This window comes from Chryseobacterium sp. AG363 (assembly GCF_003610675.1).
In the GTDB taxonomy this organism is placed as follows: domain Bacteria; phylum Bacteroidota; class Bacteroidia; order Flavobacteriales; family Weeksellaceae; genus Chryseobacterium; species Chryseobacterium cucumeris.
The window spans coordinates 857,236-875,880 of the sequence record NZ_RAQF01000002.1 but is presented as its reverse complement, the minus strand read 5'-3'; the positions used below and the strand labels follow the sequence as shown (position 1 = coordinate 875,880).

Here is an 18,645-nt window from a genome sequence, read left to right as displayed (position 1 = left end):
AGTTTTAAAAGGTTAAGTTAAGTCCCATTAAGTAATTTCTTGTGGAAGGGTTATTGGTTCCTATAACAAGCTGGCGGCTCTGATATCCGCTTACCGCCTGATTTTCATTTCCGAAAGAGTTCGGTTCCGGATCCATCCCTGAGAACTTATGATACGGTGAGAATAGTACAACAGGATTGGTTACGGTGAAGTAAATTCTTAAGCTGGTAATTTTCAGGTCTTTTAAAAAATCTTTGTTAACATTATATCCTAAGGTAATGGTACGAAGCTTAAGATAAGAAGCATCAAACATAGCTAAAGTAGAAGAATACTTCGGATTATCACCACTCAGATGGCGCCCCGGACGTGGAAAATAAGCTCCTGTATTGTCTTCTGTCCAGTAGTCTACATCTACGTTATTTCCTCTTCCCGTTAATCGATTAAGATAACTTGCAGATCCATAAATGGTACTTACCAAAATTCCCCCATGCTGAAAAGCTCCGACTGTGCTCAGTTCAAAATTTTTGTAAGCAAAGCGCATATTAAATCCTCCCTGGAATTTCGGAGCCGTATCAAAAATCTGTCTGTCATCCGGTCCAATTGCTCTTACCGGTGTTCCGTCAGCATTATAACCTCCGGTGTAAAGAACTTTGATAGATCCTACAACATCTGCAGCAGTACCCGGTTCCAGAATATTCTGGTAAGGATCGCCTGCCTGCCAAAGGCCGATGTACTGATAATCGTATAATGAATTGATATTATGCCCTACAAACCATGAGTTATTGATGTCACGTTCTGTTCCTGATGCAAGCGATAAAATTTTGTTTTTATTGGTATAGAAATTAACTCCTGCTTCCCATGTAAATCCATCCGGATTATCGAAAATAACCCCGTTTAAAGAAACTTCAACTCCTTTATTTTCTGTTTCTGCTACATTGGAAACAATGGAAGACCATCCGCTTGATGCCGGAAGGCTTTTCTGTGTTAACAGGTCATAGGTATGGGTTTTGTAATACTCCACACTCCCCGTAAGGCGGTTGTTCAAGATCCCGAAATCTACTCCGTAGTTTTGTGTTTTTGAATATTCCCATCCCAGGCTTGGGTTAGGCGGCTGATTTCCATAGATTCCTGTACTTCCTGCACTTCCGTAATTATAAGGAGCAACGTTAAATCTTCCCATCGTAGAATATGGATCTACTGCCTGATTGGAAGTCTGTCCCCATCCGGCTCTGAATTTAAGGAGATTAATCACTTTGATATTCTGCATGAAAGATTCATTGGTAACATTCCACCCTAGTGATAATGCGGGATAGGTGTGCCACTTGTTTCCCGGAGCAAGCCTTGAAGATCCGTCAGCACGAAGTGTCGCCGTAAGCATATACCTGTTATCATACGTATACATGATTCTTCCCATCGCTGAAAGCAGGCCTGTTTTCCAGTACACCTGGTCTTCAGGTCTTACGGTAATATCAGCCTGAGGCGACTGTCCTAAGTTATAATACTGGAAAAAGTCTGCCGGAACATTCTTTGCACTCATGTATGAGCTTGTATACTTATTCTGTTCTGCTGAATAAAGTGCTACAGCATTTACTTTATGCTTACCAAATGTACGGTCATACGTTAAAAGGTTTTCCAACACCCAGTGGTAGGTCTGGTTATTCCCTCTTCCGGCTGCGGAAGGACCTAGAGGATTTGTATTAAAGACTCCTACACCGGAGTAATTTCCGCTGTTTGAAGTACGGTAATCCAACCCTACATTTAATCTGTACTTTAATCCTTTGATCGGAAGGCTGGCTTCCCCGTAAAGATTGTTATAGGATGCGAAGGCCTTGGTCTCATCGATATATTTATCTCCCAGATTCCCCAGGCTTCCTCTTGTATAAATCCATGTCTGATCGATACCGCCAGCTGTACTCATTACTCTTTTCGGAGTTCCGTCCGCATTGTAAGGATTAGCAATAGGAGAATATCCTAAAACAGCTCCCGGGTTTACCCCATTTCCTTCAGAAACGGAATAGTTTGTATTGGTAGTGAAACCGAACTTAAAGATAGATCCCACCTGCTGATCAATCGCCATACGAAGAGCAAATCTTTCATAACTTTGAATAGGGATTAATGCGTTTTGCTTGAAGTATGACAAGCCTACATTATAATTTCCACCTTCTGTTCCTCCAGATACGCCAATATCATGACTCGTCATCATGGCAGGTTTATAATACAAACTTTGCCAGTCTGTATTAACACTGCTATTTTCATCCGCCCCGTTGGAATACAAAGGTGTTGTATTTCCTGCTGGAATGGCATAAGCACGCAACTGCGCAAATTTAGGACCATCCATCATCGGATATTTTGAAAATAAGGTCTGAACTCCTGTAAAGGTGTTATAACTGAATTTAGGTCTCTGTCCTTTTGCCCCTCTGTTGGTGGTAACAAGGATAACACCGTTTGCTCCTCTTGATCCATAAATGGCTGTAGCAGAAGCATCTTTGAGAATATCAATACTTTTGATGTCACTAGAGCTTATATCTCCCAGTGAACCTACGAAAGGAATACCATCCAATACAATCAGCGGGTTATTATCTCCTGTAAGAGATCGTGTTCCCCTGATACGAATCTGCATGGCAGCACCCGGTTTTGTAGATGTTTGCGAGATATCTACCCCAGCTGTCCTTCCCTGTAATGCCTGGGTAATGTTGGCAGAAGGTACTTCACGCAAGGCATCTCCTTTTACAGTGGCTACAGAACCTGTCACAGCTTCTTTTCTCTGGGTTCCATATCCTATCACAACAACTTCATCTATTTTATTTTCTTTAGCTACTGTATCTTTCTTAACCTGTGAATATGCTATGCCGCAAGGCAACAGAGTCATTGCAAAAAACAGTGCTGCTCTATTGCTTTTATTGAAATAAAATCGGTTCATAATTATTATTTTAATATTAGTTGTTGAATAAAAGGCTCTTTAATAATTATTGTGTATAAAAATCCTTAGTGTTTATAAGCCTTTTATTTTTAATTATATATACATATTCACGATGGCTTCAAACAATTCCTGTTTTCCGCTTTTTGGCTGTGGTTCGCCGATTTCGTGAGCTATTCTCTGCAGATCTTCCAGTGTAAGTGTGCCTTCTTCAAATGCTTTTCCGTTTCCGTTATCAAAAGAAGCATAACGGTTTGTTCTCAGCTTTTTGTAATCTGAATTTTCAAGGATATCAGCTGCAGCAAGAAGACCTTTTGCGAATACATCCATTCCTGAGATGTGGGAAATGAACAGATCTTCAGCATCAATAGAATTTCTTCTGATTTTGGCATCAAAATTCACCCCTCCGGTTCCCAGACCTCCTGCCGGAAGAAGAACAAGCCATGCCTGAACCATATCATAATAATCGATCGGGAATTGGTCTGTATCCCATCCGTTCTGATAATCTCCCCTGTTGGCATCAATGCTTCCTAAAAGTCCTGCATCAACTGCAACCTGAAGCTCATGTTCGAATGTATGGCCTGCCAATGTAGCGTGATTCACTTCAATATTCAGTTTAAAATCCTTATCTAATCCGTAATGTCTAAGGAATCCGATTACTGTTTCAGAATCATAATCGTACTGATGTTTGGTAGGCTCCATCGGTTTTGGCTCAATCAGGAAAGTTCCTTTAAAGCCCTGCTGGCGGGCATAGTCTCTTGACATGGAAAGGAAACGCGCAAGGTGATCTTTTTCACGCTTCATGTCTGTGTTCAAAAGGCTCATATATCCTTCTCTTCCACCCCAAAAGACATAATTTTCACCACCAAGCGCTATCGTTGCATCTATTGAGTTTTTCACCTGAGTTCCTGCACAGGCTACTACATCAAAATTTGGATTGGTAGAAGCACCGTTCATGTATCTTTCATGAGTGAAAACATTGGCTGTTCCCCATAAAAGCTTAATTCCTGTTTCCTGCTGCTTTTGTTTGGCGTATTCCACGATAGTCTGCATATTTTTCTCGTAGTCCTTCCAGTTGCTGGCAGGGTCTACAAGATCGATATCATGGAAGCAGTAATAATTGAATCCCATTTTAGACATGAATTCGAAACCTGCATCCATTTTGTGCATTGCTCTGGTTACCGGATCGTTTCCGATATCCCATGGGTGGTGAATGGTAGGACCTCCGAAAGGATCACTTCCGTTGGCACATAAGGTATGCCACCATGCCATCGCAAATCTTGTCCAGTCTTTCATTGGTTTTCCCATCACGATCTTTTCCGCATCATAATAGCGGAATGCCAAAGGGTTCTTACTTTCTTTCCCTTCAAACTTAATTTTTTCAATACCTGTAAAAAACTCTTTTGTACCTGTTAAAGTGTTCATATTTATTTGATTATTTTTATTTCTGTTTTTAATTTTTTGCGTAGAAATTCCCTTCTCACTGATTCTGAAAAGTCAGTAAGAGGATGAAAAATGCTGTGTAATGGTCCTAGATTATTTCGTTAAGATGATGTTTCCATCTGGCATAGGCTTCTAAATATTGTTCCTGTTTTTCGTGTTCGGGCTCTATCACCGCTATTTTTTCGAGTGAAGAGAATGCTTCTCTGGAATCTGAATAAAATCCTATTCCCATTCCGGCAGCTCTTGCTGCTCCTACCGCTCCATCGGTATCATAAAGTTCAATAACCGCGTTGCTGACACTGGATAGCGACTGGCGAAAAATCGAACTTAAAAACATATTGGCATTTCCAGCACGGATCACCTGGATATCCATGCCTATATTTCTCATGATATCCATTCCATATTCGTAAGAGAATACAATACCTTCCTGTGCTGCCCGAAGAATATCGCCTTTTGAATGGATATTGAAGTTAATTCCGTGAATTGAACAGCTTGTATCCTTATTTTCCAGCACTCTTTCAGCTCCGTTTCCAAAAGGAATAATGCTTAACCCTTTAGATCCGATGGGTGAAAGTGAAGCCATATCATTCATATCACCATAGGAAGAAAGCGAAGTTGCAAAATTGTGCTTCAGCCAGGAATTTAAAATTCCGGTTCCGTTGATACACAGTAAAACCCCAAGCCTGATCTGTTCCGGTGTATAATTGACATGGGCAAATGTATTAACCCTTGATAATTTATCATATTCCAGCTGGTCCAGCACTCCATAAACCACTCCTGAAGTTCCTGCTGTAGAGGCAATTTCTCCAGGATTAAAGACATTCAGGGAAAGCGCATTGTTGGGCTGGTCTCCTGCTCTGTAAGAAATAGGTGTACCTTCCTTTAAGCCTAATTCTTCTGATGCTGCCTTTGAAACTGTTGCCTGAATACCAAATGTAGGTACAATTTCCGGGAAGAAACTTTCAGGAATTCCATAGTGGTTAATAATATCTTCTGAAATGCAGTTATTCTTAAAATCCCAGAATATTCCTTCTGATAAACCTTCAATGGTCATTCCTATCTGCCCTGAAAGTCTCATGGCAATATAGTCTCCGGGAAGCATTATTTTATCTATCTTTTCAAAGATCTCAGGTTCGTTTTCTTTTACCCAGGCAAGCTTTGATGCTGTAAAGTTTCCCGGTGAATTCAACAGATGTGAAAGACATTTTTCTTCTCCTATGGTTTTGAAAGCCTTTTCACCATAAGGTACAGCACGGCTGTCGCACCAGATAATGGATGGTCTTAAAAGGTTCTGATCTTTGTCTACAAGAATCAGCCCATGCATCTGCCAGGTAATCCCGATTCCTTTAATATCTTCTGCATGTACTCCGGATTCATGCATGACAGCTTCGTGTGCCAACTTCAGATTGATCCACCAGTCTACCGGATTTTGCTCTGCCCATCCGGGATTTATAGCAGTGATTTTCATCTCTTTTTTGGGAGAAAATTCAGAAGCAATCACTTTTCCGCTGGACGCCTCAATGAGGCACACTTTCACAGAAGAACTGCCAATGTCATAGCCTAGTAAGTACATAATTTTTTAAAGGAATTATTTTATAAGTTTTGTATTGTTTTTCTTGTAAATCTTTGCATCAAACCTGTAATATCTTGCTGCACGGTGTGATACATCTTTTTGAATTTCATCCAAGGGAACAATATAGGGGAATGAAGATATTTTTTTATGGAAATTTTTGATATCAATATTCTTTTCATTTAAAGCGCTATAGAGCTGATAGAGCTGTCTTATGGTGAATCTTTTTGGCAGCAGTTCGAAAATAATGGAGAAGTCAGATTCAATCCATTTTCTGATCTCCATTAAAGATTCATTGATAATCTTGTTATGATCAAAAGGCAGTAAAGGAACCTCATCAACAGGATACCAGTCTACGGTTTCATATTTTGTACTGTTGATCTTGTGATCTATTTTACAAAGAGAAAGGTAAGCAACTGTAATAATCCTGTCTATATGATGTTTATATTCCTGATCCATCCATTTGATATCATGCGCATTACTTGCTCTCATAGGATCGGCAAAGCATTTAAACTGCTTGAGAACCATTTTTTTTATCCCTGTAAGTTCATGAAGTACTCTTTGTGCAGCATCGTCTACATCTTCATCACTGAAAATTAAGCTTCCTGGAAGTTTGATCTGTTTTTCCAACGGTACATCATCAACATGGCGTTGTACTAGTAATATATTCAACCGGTTTTCATGGTCAAATCCAAATACAACACAATCTACAGAGACATAGGTATGGATAAAGTTCTGATTCATTAGTTCGTTAACATTTTGGTAACATTACAAATATAAAAATTCATCTGAATAAAAAAAATAAATCCGCTATTATCTACTGCTTATCAATGATTTACATATCGAATTTTTATGATATGAATTGTATAAAAAATATGATAAGGTTATCATTGTTTTTACACTTACTTATTTCATAAGATATGAATTCACAATCAATTGCAATTTTACAATACTCTTAAAAAGATTATTTTTTTCCGAATAAATATTATGATAAGAAGAGTTAATTTTTTTTTCATTTTAGACGAAAAAAAAATGTAAAAAGCACACTTTTCATTATTAAAAAAGAGGTAAATCTTCATTTTGGATTACCATTTTTTACACTCTAACTACAAATAATTACGAAACAATTAACTTAAACAACAATTTAATATCATAATGCAAACATGAAAAAGTGGTATATAAGCAACGTGTTTATTTGAAAATTTCATGAATAAAGGTAAAAAAACTGTACATGTTTAACTTGTCCAGTTTTCTTACGAAAAGCTTCCTTCAATGTTTTTCCAGGGTTTTAGGGATAAATTCCAAGCTCATTTCTGGATCAGATAAACCAAAGACCTGTTGTAATCCTGAAAACATGGCAATGTCTCTATCCAACCATATAAGCAATTTCTTTCATATGATAGCAGATAAAAAGGTTAGAGATGGTATTGGATATTCTTATAATATAAAAAAACCTCCCGTGTCAATAGGGAGGTTAAAGTTCAAAATGAATTATAAATAAAGTGATGTGGTGTTAAACAAGTTTTCTCTTCAAAACTTCTTTTAGTATTAACAATGCCTGTGCCATATACATCACCGTTTAAAGAAATCTCTATTTTTGTGGTACATTTTGATATCGTTAACTTGAATCAAATTTTATATCATTTTTCTTCAGTACTTATCTATTTTTCTAAAACAGTCTGTTATGCAGTGATCTCAAAGCTTCTACCTTAAAAGCTGAAGGAACTAATAATGAAATATTATTTTCACTTCCTCCGTAGGAGATCATTCTTATTGGAATATGTTTTACTGCTTCAGAGACAATAGTTGCATATCCGTGATTATTTTTCCTGAAATCCCCCACAATACATATAATAGATTGCTCACTGTCAATTTCAACAGCTGAAAAGGTGTTTAGTTCTCTTATAATTTCAGAAAGATTTTCCGTTTGGTCAATGGTTAGAGAAACAGCTACTTCAGAAGTTGTAATCATATCTATAGGTGTTTTGTATCGTTCAAAAATTTCGAAAACCTTTCTCAAAAAACCATAGGCCATCAGCATACGTGAAGATTGAATACGGATAGCCGTGATTCCATCTTTAGCAGCTATTGCCACAATTTGATTTTGATTGGTAGCCTCTCCAGAAATCAATGTTCCGACGGCAGATGGATTCATGGTATCTAATAACCTTACAGGAACATTATATTTTCTGGCAGGAAACACACTTTGTGGATGAAGGATTTTAGCGCCAAAATACGAAAGTTCGGCTGCTTCATCAAAACTAAGTCTCGCTATAGATTTTGTATTTTGTACATATCTCGGGTCATTATTATGAAAACCATCAATATCTGTCCAGATTTGAATTTCTTCTGTCTGTAATGCTGCTCCCAGCAAGGAAGCGGTATAATCAGAACCTCCCCTTTGCAGATTATCAATTTCGCCCTGAGCATTTCTGCATATATACCCTTGGGTAATGAATAAAGTATCTTCCGGATATTTTGCAATTTCAACAGCTGCCTGTTTTCTTATTTCATCAATATTAGGTTCTTTGTCTTCATCAATTACCATAAAATCTAATGCTGATAATAATACAGAAGAAACTTCTTTTTCTTTTAAGTATAAATGAAAAAGGGTCGTTGAAATAATCTCACCTTGCGCAAGAATAATACGTTCTGCCGTAGAAGAAAAATTTTTATGTTTGAACTGATAAAAAAGATCAAAAATCTTGTCAATAAAAGCTAAAGCTTCCAAAATTCCTTTTTCAGTTTTAAATAATTCATTTACAAATTTTATATATTTCTGCTGTAGGCCATCAATATGCTTGTAGGCCGCTTCAATATCTTTGTTTTCATAGAGCTCAGATAATTTCACCAAATCATTTGTTGTACCTGAAACAGCTGACAAAACCACCAAATGTTTATCTGATTGCTGAGATCTGATTATTGGTAATAACTGTTCGATACGTTCCGGACTTCCTACTGACGTCCCTCCAAATTTCAATACTTTCATAATAAGATTAATTGTTAATTTTTATCAATAAAAAAAAGGAGCCTGTCGTGATGACAAGCTCCTTTTTTATTTAATTTCTAACCAATAGGAAAATGACTCACGACGTTGGACGTAAGTACTGTTTCTTTCCTTTTTTTAAGTTAGATAATATCATTTTCTTTTTTTGCTGGGCAAATATACACTTTTTTGTTAATCTTTATAAAAAAAGTACGAGTTAAATTTAAAATTCTTATCATGAGTTTTCAGATAGGAACAATAAAACGCAAGCAATTTCATTATGTTCTATTTTTAACCAGAAACGCTGCAATTCTCTACAAATTTTTCAAACTTCCGATCGGTATTTCTCATTACGGGGCCATGACCAAAACAGATGATAGCAGGGTTAAGTGTTGCCAATTTCTTGAGTGATTGGACATTTCGCCTTTGATCTGATGTAAATATATTGGGTGGGAGCCTCAAACCAACTGCTGTGGTAAGCAAATTCATATTTGTGGCCACATCTCCGATGATCAATACTCCATCCCGCTCACGGAATAAAGAAATATGACCTGCAGAATGGCCAGGGGTCTCTATTACCCGAAAATCTCCAATGATATCATTTTCAACAATTGTCTGCTTTACTTTATGTCCCTGACCTGCCCAGTACTTTTGCTGTAGCTTTGCTATCCAATGCTGTGGAGTTGGATAGTCGTTGGTTACCATACCTGTTTCAGTTCTAAAAACTTCGTTAGGATGACAGAGTAATGGTATTTCAAACTCAGCACAAATCTGATCACTACAACCCTGATGATCTGCATGGGCGTGAGTCAGTATATGCTGATAAACGGGAATTTTCTGGACAGCTTTCTTTACAGAGCGATATGAACTCCGTATTCCGGAATCTACCAATACACCCTCAATTATATAGCAATTGATGCTATTTCGTGGCATTAATGAAATCTGAAATACTTCGGGAGCAATTTGACGTAGCATATTTTTTTTGTACAAATCTACAGTGCTACCTAAGATAACATAAGGACATTTGTCCTATAATATATTGGGTCTGTGTATTTGTCCCTTCGCCCGTGTAAGCGATCTCTGGGTGATGCCCAGGTAAGATGCCAGATCCTGGGTTGCAACTCGTTTTACGAGTATAGGTTCGTTAGTGAGAATATAACTATATTTATCCAAAGCCGACCTATTATTATAATTAATCATATAGCTTTCTTTTTGGCTATACTCACTTTCCATCACTGATTTTATAACTTCGTTCCAAGCAGTCACGTGGGTAAGCAACTGTTGATAATCCGGGAAATTAATTCTATAAATTATACTATCTTCTATAGCCCTGATGCTCCTTATTGATTTCTTCTGTTGTACAAACTCCTGAAAAGAGGTAACAAATTCATTCTCAAATTTGAAACACGTTACATTTTCTTTACCATCCTTATCAAGAGCATATGCTTTTACTGCACCACAAACAATAAATCCAATATAACGGCATGATTCGTCCTCACGAATAAAAAAGTCTCCTTTTTTTAAACGAATCGGTTTAAAAAACTGTAAAGAAAAGTTGATTTCCTCAGTTGATAATTGTCCTGTTGACCATAAGTAATTTTCCAATACATTACTCATTTCTATTATTTATATTTACTATTGTTATTAAAATTCTATAAATTACATGTCCAATCCATTGGGCAAGTATTATGTCCGGTATTATTAAAATTGGCTTTTATACCTTCATGAAATTTAGTAGTCATGGAAAATAAATGAAAGCTAAAGTGTTAACTCATAAAAATACTAATCCGGTAATTGAACTCACCATTAGATGCCATGTGCATTTCCATTGCTGATATCTATGATTTTTTTGAGATTTTTCTCTCCTCTCGTTCCAATCGTACAGAAATCTCAGTTTATTTTATAAAGATACACTTCTTTTAATTTAAAAAAACAGACCATAGACGTCCGTCCTAATGTTAAAATATCATTATAACGATAATGGTAAGTCAGTAATTAATAAGGAAATAATACTTAAACTATCGAAGTGAGTCTGAACCTATTTCTTGTTTCTGCATTAAAGTGTTTGAGTACTCGTTTTGGTCACAAAAAACCAAATTGCGCCAACTAAAGACAGCTGGCGCAGTTTTTTTAATAAATAGATCTTAATTGAATGTTAATCTTCAAAATTCTAACTAAAAAAAAATTTTACTTAAATCTCAAATTCAGAGAGATGATATCAGATTTCATTCCTACGGATTTTGTATAATGTCCGTATCTGATTTCTAACATATTCAGCCTTTCAACACCAAATAAACCATTCTTCGGACTGATTCTTATTCCCGCTCCGTAAAAATTACTGCTGAATTTTGACATATCATAATTACTGGTATAAAAGTCATCAAAAGCCGTGTGTTGCTGATATGGTGCAAAATATTTGGCTGCAGTCTGAGAATAATACCTGTAAAATGGAGTTACCGAAACAAAAGGTGAAATTTTCACAGGCGTTTCTAAACTGAATGTATTTGATTTCAAGCCCCAATCATCAGTGTAATAACGATAATAAGTTCTCAAAATGACTTTGTCGCCGAGGAAATAATTTGCTCTTACTCCCAAAGGAATTTTAAACCGTTTATCCGGCAAAGTTTCCTGATGGACGGAATTATCATTGAAATAAACCCTATGGAAAGGTAAACTCAAATATCCTGTCTGCTGAACACCATCCGCCAACAATTCAACCTGAAAGTTCTGATTGATAATTTGTGAATATGATAGTGACAAAGCATAAGTATTTCTTCCGCTTGTTCCATAGTTATCATGTTCTCCTCCTGTACTTCCATTGGTTCTCAGTTCAATCGGCGCAATCAGTTTTACCTGATCCAGATAAGCCTGGAATTTCGCCGTAAACTCTCCCATTCTGTTCTTTGTCTTTTGTGAAAACCCAATGTTTGCTCCGTACGATGTGTAATCAAACTCGAAGGAAGTAGAAATACCCGCCATTAAAGTGGTTCCTTTATCCGTATTTTCACGGCTCCAGCTCAATGCAGGATAAATTCTGTTGTCTGCGTGGGAAGCGGATGAATTGGCTTTCAAATCTATCATATCCGACGAAGCAGAAGTATAATGATCGATCCCGACACTGAGATCGAATTTATTTTTTCTGTCTTTCTTGTCATATTTTACCATGGTTACATCGATGGTATTGGAAATATCGGTTAGTTTTTCTGTACCAATTCCTCCCGTAACAGCAGAGTTATTCCCGTTTTGTTTATAATAGCTTGAAACTAAATTAGCTTCATCGAAAGTCAGCTTTTTAGGCTGCTCATTGTTTGTATTTTCCTGTGCTTTTGCATTGAAAATTCCGAAAAGAGCAATAACACTTACGATTATTTTTTTCATTCTTGAATCACAATTAAATTTTACGATTACTCTTTTTAATTACATCCGCAACCGCCACCTACTTTTCCTGCATTCGCACCTGAAGATCCTTCTCTGTACGATTGAAAGCTCAGTTCGGTTTTTTCAATTTTTCTGTTTCCAAGAGCCATTTCGGCATCGTTTAATTTGTTTTTCTCGTACTCTTTTACCGTTGTACAAGACTGTACTGAAGCAACTGTGATTAGTAAGAAGCCGAATATTTTTATAAGGTTTTTCATTTTAGATTAATGTTTTGAGATGAATAAATTTTGTCCTGATCATCAATAATGATGCATTCCAGATGGTTGATCTGGTTGATCATATGGAGGGCCGCATCAATTCCCATAATACTTACCGGAGTTGCCATTGCATCTGCAATTTCTGCGTTAGGACAAAAGATCGTAACACTTTTTACGCCCGAAACAGGCATTCCCGTTTTGGGATTGATGGTATGAGAATATTTTTTACCGTTGATAACGACAAATTTTTCATAATTTCCCGAAGTTGCAACCGCCATATCTGTAATATTCATATAAGAAAACGGCTGTTTTGCGTTATCAGGATCGGCAATTCCCACAGTCCAGGGCTTTCCGTATGCCTGATTTCCCCAGGTCGTTAAATCTCCTGAAGCATTTACAATTCCGGAAGTGACACCTCTGTTTTGAAGCATCTGTTTTGCCATTTCAGCAGCATACCCCTTACCGATTCCTCCAAAGCCAATCCGCATGCCTTTTTCTTTTAGCAGAACAGTTTGCTCTTCGCGGTTTAGAATAATATTCTGATAATTTACTAGTTTCAGATGATCTTTAATCAGTTCAGGATTCGGAAGCTCTCTCATTTCCTTGTCGAAATTCCAGAAACTTTTATCAATTCCACCATAGGAAATATCGAAATATCCGTCTGTTATTCTGCTGATTCTAAGGCTTCTTTCAATCAGGTCAAAAATCTCCCAATCCACTTTTACAGGCTTGATTCCGGCATTTCTATTGATGAGATTGGTCTGGCTTTCCTCACTGAATGTCGTCAAGAGCTTTTCAATTCTCCGAATCTCGTTAATCGCTGCATCGATATGCTGATTTGCTAACTTTTCATCATCGCTTACAACAGTAATTTCAAAAGCGTTCCCCATTAGTTTCTGAGGTCTTTTGAATTCTCTTACCATACTTTTTATTTTTGATTTTCTTTTATACTTTTTATCTCTTTGCTGAAAGCCAGCGCATCTTCCGAAGGCAGTCCTTCCCAGCTTTTCAGGACTTTTCCTTCAGAATTCAATAACAATGTATAAGGAAATAATCCTTTTTGATTGTATTGATCGGCAAGCGAAGCATTTTCTTTTTTCAGTTCAGAGGAAAGCTGATTCTTTTTATTTCTTGGAAAATCTGCATTGATATAAACGATGAAATTTTCCGACTCCAGCTTTTTAAATTCATCAGTTTCTATGATATTTTTGTGAAGTTTGATGCACGGAATACACCAGTCTGAACCTGAAAAATTCAATAAGATAAGTTCTTTATTTTGGGAAGCTTGTTTTTTGGCATTTTCCAAACGGCTTTGCGCATGAATGCCAATAGCGAATACAACCATTAATATGGCTGAAAATAGTGTTTTCATTATTATAAAATTAATGATATAAAATAATTGATGATGTTGGTCTGTGAGCACAAACCAAATTGAGACTGAATTATATAAAAGAAACCCTTGGTGGTTCCCATACGGAATTCAGAAATCCTTTATAACAAAGATCTTCATCTTTTGATGGGATTTTATGACATTCTAAAGAACTGAAATGATATGGTCCCGTTTCAAAACTGAATCCCTGATTTATCGTAAAAACCAATGACAAAGGGGCAGAATGTATGATAAACGGAAGTTTCTGATCTTTACCGTAATCTCCATCTTTCACAGGATGATCATAATGTGTTTTTAGAAATGCGGTAAGTGTCATATCCGGATTCAATTCTTTATGTTCGAAATAATGCTCGACCAATTCCGGGATTTTCAAAAGCTGATACAATTCGGTTGTGGAAACCAAATATAAAAATAACAACAATATGGAAATCAACTTTTTCACTATTCAAAATTATGAAATATTTTATTACAAATATTTTTTATCTTCTTCCCAAATATCTTTTCATCAACTTATAAAGCTCAAACCACAAAACTGAAATAGCAGCAACAATCAATGTCATTCCCAATTCTTTTGCTTCAAGCGGAGTTACACTAAAGAATGCTGATACCGGCTTTACGTAAAGAATAAAAAGCAATAATACAAGAACCAACACGGAAATTCCTGTCAATAAAAAGTTACGATTTTTAAAACTTTCAAAAATACTATAATAGAAAGACCGGTTTACCAGACTGAGTAATATATTAGAAAATATTAAAGTACTGAAAACCAATGATCTAGTATTAGATTCATCATTCCCCAGACCAAGAGAATACTGATATATCCACAGTATTCCTGCCGTAATGATGAGTCCCTGAATAATGCTTATTGTGAGTTCTCTCCAGTTCAGAAAAGTATCTGTCAATGCCCTCGGAGGCCTTTGCATCGCATTTTTTTCCATTGGTTCATTCTCATAAACAATGGAACACGTCGGCCCCATAACCAGTTCCAGAAAAATCACATGCACCGGAGTAAAAATATGGGGAAATACCCAGCCCAGAAATAAAGGTAAAGAAACAGTGAGTATAATAGGAATATGAATAGAAATAATATACTGGACCGCTTTTTTTATATTGGCATAAATTCTTCTTCCTGCAGCAACCCCAATTACGAGTTTATCCAGATCATCATTCGTGATAACCAGTGCTGCGGCTGATTTGGCAATTTCAGTCCCTTTATTTCCCATGGCCACTCCAATATGAGCCGCTTTTAAAGCCGGGCCGTCATTCACTCCGTCACCCAGCATGGCCACTACATGGCCCTGCGCTTTCAAGGCAGAAACCACTTCGAGCTTTGCTTCGGGAAACATTCTTGTAAACAAAGTGGTATCTTCAGAAACTTTTATAAGCTCTGTTTGTGAATATCCTGCTATTTCACTTCCATTAACGGGCAGAGTCTTGTTTTCTATTCCTGCCTGCAATGCAATAGCTCTTGTAGTATCTGCATTATCTCCTGTAATGACTTTTACTTTAATACCGGCATCATAGATATGTTTAAAAACTTCTTTTATTCCTTTTTTAGGAGGGTCATAAAATACAGTCAGACCTAAAAAGTCAAATTTAAAATCCTGTTGCTTGTCAGGGAAATCATTTCCTTCAAAATGAGATCTGGCAACACCGAGAACTCTGTATCCCTGTTCTCCGAAATTCTTTATTAACGTTCTTATTTTATTTTTTTCTTCTTCTGAAAGACTGGAAACACTTATAATGGCTTCCGGAGCTCCTTTAGCTGCTATAATTCTGTCTTTTTGCTCATTTTCAAAAAGATGGGTCATCATCGGCGGTTTACCTTCCAACGGGTACTCATGAAACAGCTGATAGTCTTTTCTTTGATCAGGCTTACGATTCTGTTCATAGACCTTATGTAGTGTTATTTCCATGGGGTCAAAAGGTACAGGTTCACTACTCCACATTGCATAATCAATGAGTTCATGCAGCACTGTTGTCTCAAACTCTGTTTCTTCATAAGTTCTGTCAGAACGGTAATCATAAAGATGTTTCAATTGCATGGAGTTTTCCGTAATCGTTCCTGTCTTATCAGTACAGATTACAGAAACGCTTCCCAGCGTTTCTACAATACTGCTTCGTTTAATAATAATTCCTTCCCGCATCAGTTTCCATGCGCCCAAGGCCATAAAGGTAGTAAAGGCTACAGGAATCTCTTCAGGAAGAACAGACATTGCTAATGTAAGCCCACTCAATAAACTGGTCACAAAATCTCCTGTTTTGACAAAGCTGAAGATGCATACTGCCAGGAAGATGATGAGCCCGATAACAGCCATCCCCTTTACAAAGTTCCTGATCTGAAGCTGTAAAGGAGATATTTCTGTTTTTATATTGAGTATGGACTGTCCTATTTTTCCTACTCTTGTTTCCTTTCCAATATTTTCAACCTCAAAAACCGCAAGTCCGGAAACTGTAATTGTTCCGCTATAGACTTTATTATCTTCAGATTTGCTGTCCTTGAAAACAGAAAAGCTCTCTCCGGTAAGGGAAGATTCATTGACAGAAAAATCGTTGCTATGAACAATTCTTCCGTCCGCATTGATGAGGTTTCCTTCTTCGGTAATACACAGATCACCAACTGCTATTTCAAAAGTGGGAATATCTAAAATCTTTGAATCCCTGATTACTTTACTTAAAGGTTCATTCAATTTTTCAAGTTCTTCCAGTGCCTTTTTGCTCCGGTTATCCTGATAAAAAGAAATTGCAGTAACTCCAACAATAGCAGCAAACATAAATAAAGCCTCGCCATAATCTCCTGTAAGCACATAAATGAAGGAAACACATATAAGAAGAATCAGCATCGGTTCTTTAAGGATGTTGAGAAGAAGATCTGCCCATGATTCTTTCTTAACCGCTTCGAGACGGTTATATCCGTATTTTTTTCTGGAAGCGGCTACTTCAGATTCTGTAAGCCCTTTCAAATTTTCCGGTATATTGTAATTCATACGAAATGGATATGATATTAAATTTACTGATTGTTTTGTTATATCAGGGTACTATTTCTGTTTTTTTACAGCCTCCTATTCAATCTGCTTTTTCACCTCATTTACCCATTGTTCAATTTCTGACTTTTGGGTATCAGTCAGCTTTGCATTCTGATGAACAACGGTATAGGATGTAAGGGGCATTTCGCCCTCTCTGATTGTTTCTGCAACCTCGTCAAGTTTCTTTATTTTTTTCTCTTTTGAATAACTGTTAAATTCATCAAAATTGAGATGCCGTTTTCCTGAGTTCACATGATCTGCCAGCCACCATTTTACAGGCTGTATGTTATTGTACCATGGATAAGCCGTGGTGTTGGAATGGCAGTCATAACAGCTTGTTTTTAATAATCCCAGTACATGAACCGGAACCTGATAATGTTTTTCAATGGCATTATCCGAAGGAACTGTTGCAATATTTTTATCAGTATCAAAAAACTGAATCACAATCAGAAACAAGGCTATAAAACCTGCTCCTGTTTTTATTAAAGATGATGTTTTCATAATTTGTATTTATTTATAAGTTCTTTTATTTTACTATAATTTTTATTCATCTGCAGTGTTCTTAAGTTTCATAAGAAGTGTATATGCATTTTTGATGACTATTTTTTTATTCTTAAAATCGTCAGTATTCATAATCTGTACGAATCCGTTTTCTGTTTCACCTAATGTTACAGCAGTCAATCGGTAGGTCTGTTTTTTTTCTTCAACGAAGACAAAGTCTTTTCCTTCAAAATTGACAATACTCTGCTCGGGAACAGCATTGGAAAAAGAAGTACTGGTCTCGATCTCGGCATTCATATACATTCCCGGTACAAGACTCTGGTCATATTTTTCAAAATGACAGTGTACTTCAGCCCATCCGCCCGGGTTTACATCTTTGCTGATCAGCAGAATTTCACCATAGTATTTTTTATCAGGTTCGGCATTGGTATAGGCAGCAAACCTCTGCCCTTTCTTCAGATTTACCAGATCTTTTTCATATACTTTGAGATTTAGATGAATATCATCCGGATTAATAAGTTCAAAAAGGACATCGGAGGGATTCACATATTTACCAATATTCACGTTGACCTTGCTTACAAAGCCATTGATACTGCTGTAAACAGGTACACTTTTTTGAATACTTCCCGAATTGAGAGATTCAGGATTGATATTGATAAGGCGGAGCTGCTGAGCCAGGGAGTTCATCAGGATTTTCTGACTGTTCATTTCAGACTGAGCCTGCTGCATTACCTTATCGCTGGTGGCCTGACTTTGGTTAAGGGTTTTCTGGCGGTTATAATCCAATTGGGCAAAATGATTTTTAGATTTTGCCATTAAATAATCCTGCTGAAGCTGAATAAACTGTGGATTTTCTATCACTGCAATCACCTGCCCTTTTGATACCGGCTTTCCCGGAAGCAGGCTGCTCGATTTCAGGTATCCGCCTAAAGGAATACTGACAGAAACCAGATTTTGCGGTGGTACATCTATCATTCCGTTAAGTTTTAAAACAGAGGAAATCTTCTGTAAAGAAAGTACCGTTGTTACGACAGGTGCATTTTTCAGTTGAGCATCCGTAAGCGTTACAACATTTTCATCTTTAGAAGATACTGCGGCTGGTGCCGGCTTGGCTTTTCCATGGTCTCGACACTCATAAAACATGAGCAATCCTATTATTGACAGGGAATATGATATAATTTTAAATGTACGTTTCATT

The 18,645-nt window shown here is 37.0% G+C and carries 15 protein-coding genes; all 15 read right to left on the bottom strand.

All coding sequences use genetic code 11. The annotated features are described in order from the left end of the window. Positions 1-4: 4 nt before the first annotated feature. The 15 genes from DEU39_RS03895 to DEU39_RS03820 all read right to left on the bottom strand — a co-directional run bounded on the left by DEU39_RS03895 (position 5) and on the right by DEU39_RS03820 (position 18,644). The gene (locus tag DEU39_RS03895) at positions 5-2,899 is read right to left on the bottom strand and encodes a SusC/RagA family TonB-linked outer membrane protein (RefSeq protein ID WP_062669889.1); all 2,895 of its coding nucleotides are present in this window, start codon (positions 2,897-2,899) and stop codon (positions 5-7) included. A 93-nt stretch (positions 2,900-2,992) separates the two neighbouring features. Further along, positions 2,993-4,321: a xylose isomerase gene (xylA, locus tag DEU39_RS03890; protein WP_062669891.1), complete on the bottom strand. Its 1,329-nt coding sequence runs from the start codon at positions 4,319-4,321 to the stop codon at positions 2,993-2,995. A 106-nt stretch (positions 4,322-4,427) separates the two neighbouring features. Then, on the bottom strand, positions 4,428-5,912 hold the full coding sequence (locus DEU39_RS03885) for a xylulokinase (protein ID WP_110009769.1): 1,485 nt from the start codon (positions 5,910-5,912) through the stop codon (positions 4,428-4,430). Between the two features lie 15 nt (positions 5,913-5,927). After that, positions 5,928-6,653 (bottom strand): NUDIX hydrolase, encoded by a 726-nt coding sequence (locus DEU39_RS03880; protein ID WP_062669895.1) that lies wholly within the window; start codon positions 6,651-6,653, stop codon positions 5,928-5,930. Positions 6,654-7,578: 925 nt separating this feature from the next. After that, a complete protein-coding gene (locus tag DEU39_RS03870) occupies positions 7,579-8,898 on the bottom strand; it encodes an aspartate kinase (protein WP_062669897.1) in 1,320 nt (439 codons plus the stop codon). A gap of 288 nt (positions 8,899-9,186) precedes the next feature. Further along, a complete protein-coding gene (locus DEU39_RS03865) occupies positions 9,187-9,870 on the bottom strand; it encodes an MBL fold metallo-hydrolase (protein ID WP_062669899.1) in 684 nt (227 codons plus the stop codon). Between the two features lie 54 nt (positions 9,871-9,924). Next, positions 9,925-10,512 carry a Crp/Fnr family transcriptional regulator gene (locus DEU39_RS03860; RefSeq protein ID WP_120230999.1) on the bottom strand — a complete coding sequence of 196 codons (588 nt, stop codon included), beginning with the start codon at positions 10,510-10,512 and terminating at the stop codon, positions 9,925-9,927. Positions 10,513-11,082: 570 nt separating this feature from the next. Beyond that, positions 11,083-12,273 carry a DUF3570 domain-containing protein gene (locus DEU39_RS03855; protein WP_062669903.1) on the bottom strand — a complete coding sequence of 397 codons (1,191 nt, stop codon included), beginning with the start codon at positions 12,271-12,273 and terminating at the stop codon, positions 11,083-11,085. 35 nt (positions 12,274-12,308) lie between these two features. Beyond that, positions 12,309-12,530 (bottom strand): DUF4266 domain-containing protein, encoded by a 222-nt coding sequence (locus DEU39_RS03850; RefSeq protein WP_062669905.1) that lies wholly within the window; start codon positions 12,528-12,530, stop codon positions 12,309-12,311. Then, positions 12,527-13,453, bottom strand: coding sequence for an FAD:protein FMN transferase (locus tag DEU39_RS03845; RefSeq protein WP_120230998.1), 927 nt, complete (start codon positions 13,451-13,453; stop codon positions 12,527-12,529). The genes DEU39_RS03850 and DEU39_RS03845 overlap by 4 nt, the downstream gene beginning before the upstream one ends. A gap of 5 nt (positions 13,454-13,458) precedes the next feature. Continuing rightward, the gene (locus tag DEU39_RS03840; protein ID WP_120230997.1) at positions 13,459-13,902 is read right to left on the bottom strand and encodes a thioredoxin family protein; all 444 of its coding nucleotides are present in this window, start codon (positions 13,900-13,902) and stop codon (positions 13,459-13,461) included. 70 nt (positions 13,903-13,972) lie between these two features. Beyond that, positions 13,973-14,362, bottom strand: a complete 390-nt coding sequence (locus DEU39_RS03835; protein ID WP_062669911.1) for a hypothetical protein — start codon at positions 14,360-14,362, stop codon at positions 13,973-13,975. 37 nt (positions 14,363-14,399) lie between these two features. Continuing rightward, complete coding sequence (locus tag DEU39_RS03830; protein WP_120230996.1) at positions 14,400-16,907, bottom strand: cation-translocating P-type ATPase; 2,508 nt, start codon at positions 16,905-16,907, stop codon at positions 14,400-14,402. 75 nt (positions 16,908-16,982) lie between these two features. Beyond that, positions 16,983-17,447, bottom strand: coding sequence for a heme-binding domain-containing protein (locus tag DEU39_RS03825; RefSeq protein ID WP_120230995.1), 465 nt, complete (start codon positions 17,445-17,447; stop codon positions 16,983-16,985). A 42-nt stretch (positions 17,448-17,489) separates the two neighbouring features. Then, positions 17,490-18,644, bottom strand: coding sequence for an efflux RND transporter periplasmic adaptor subunit (locus DEU39_RS03820; protein ID WP_120230994.1), 1,155 nt, complete (start codon positions 18,642-18,644; stop codon positions 17,490-17,492). Position 18,645 lies beyond the last annotated feature (1 nt).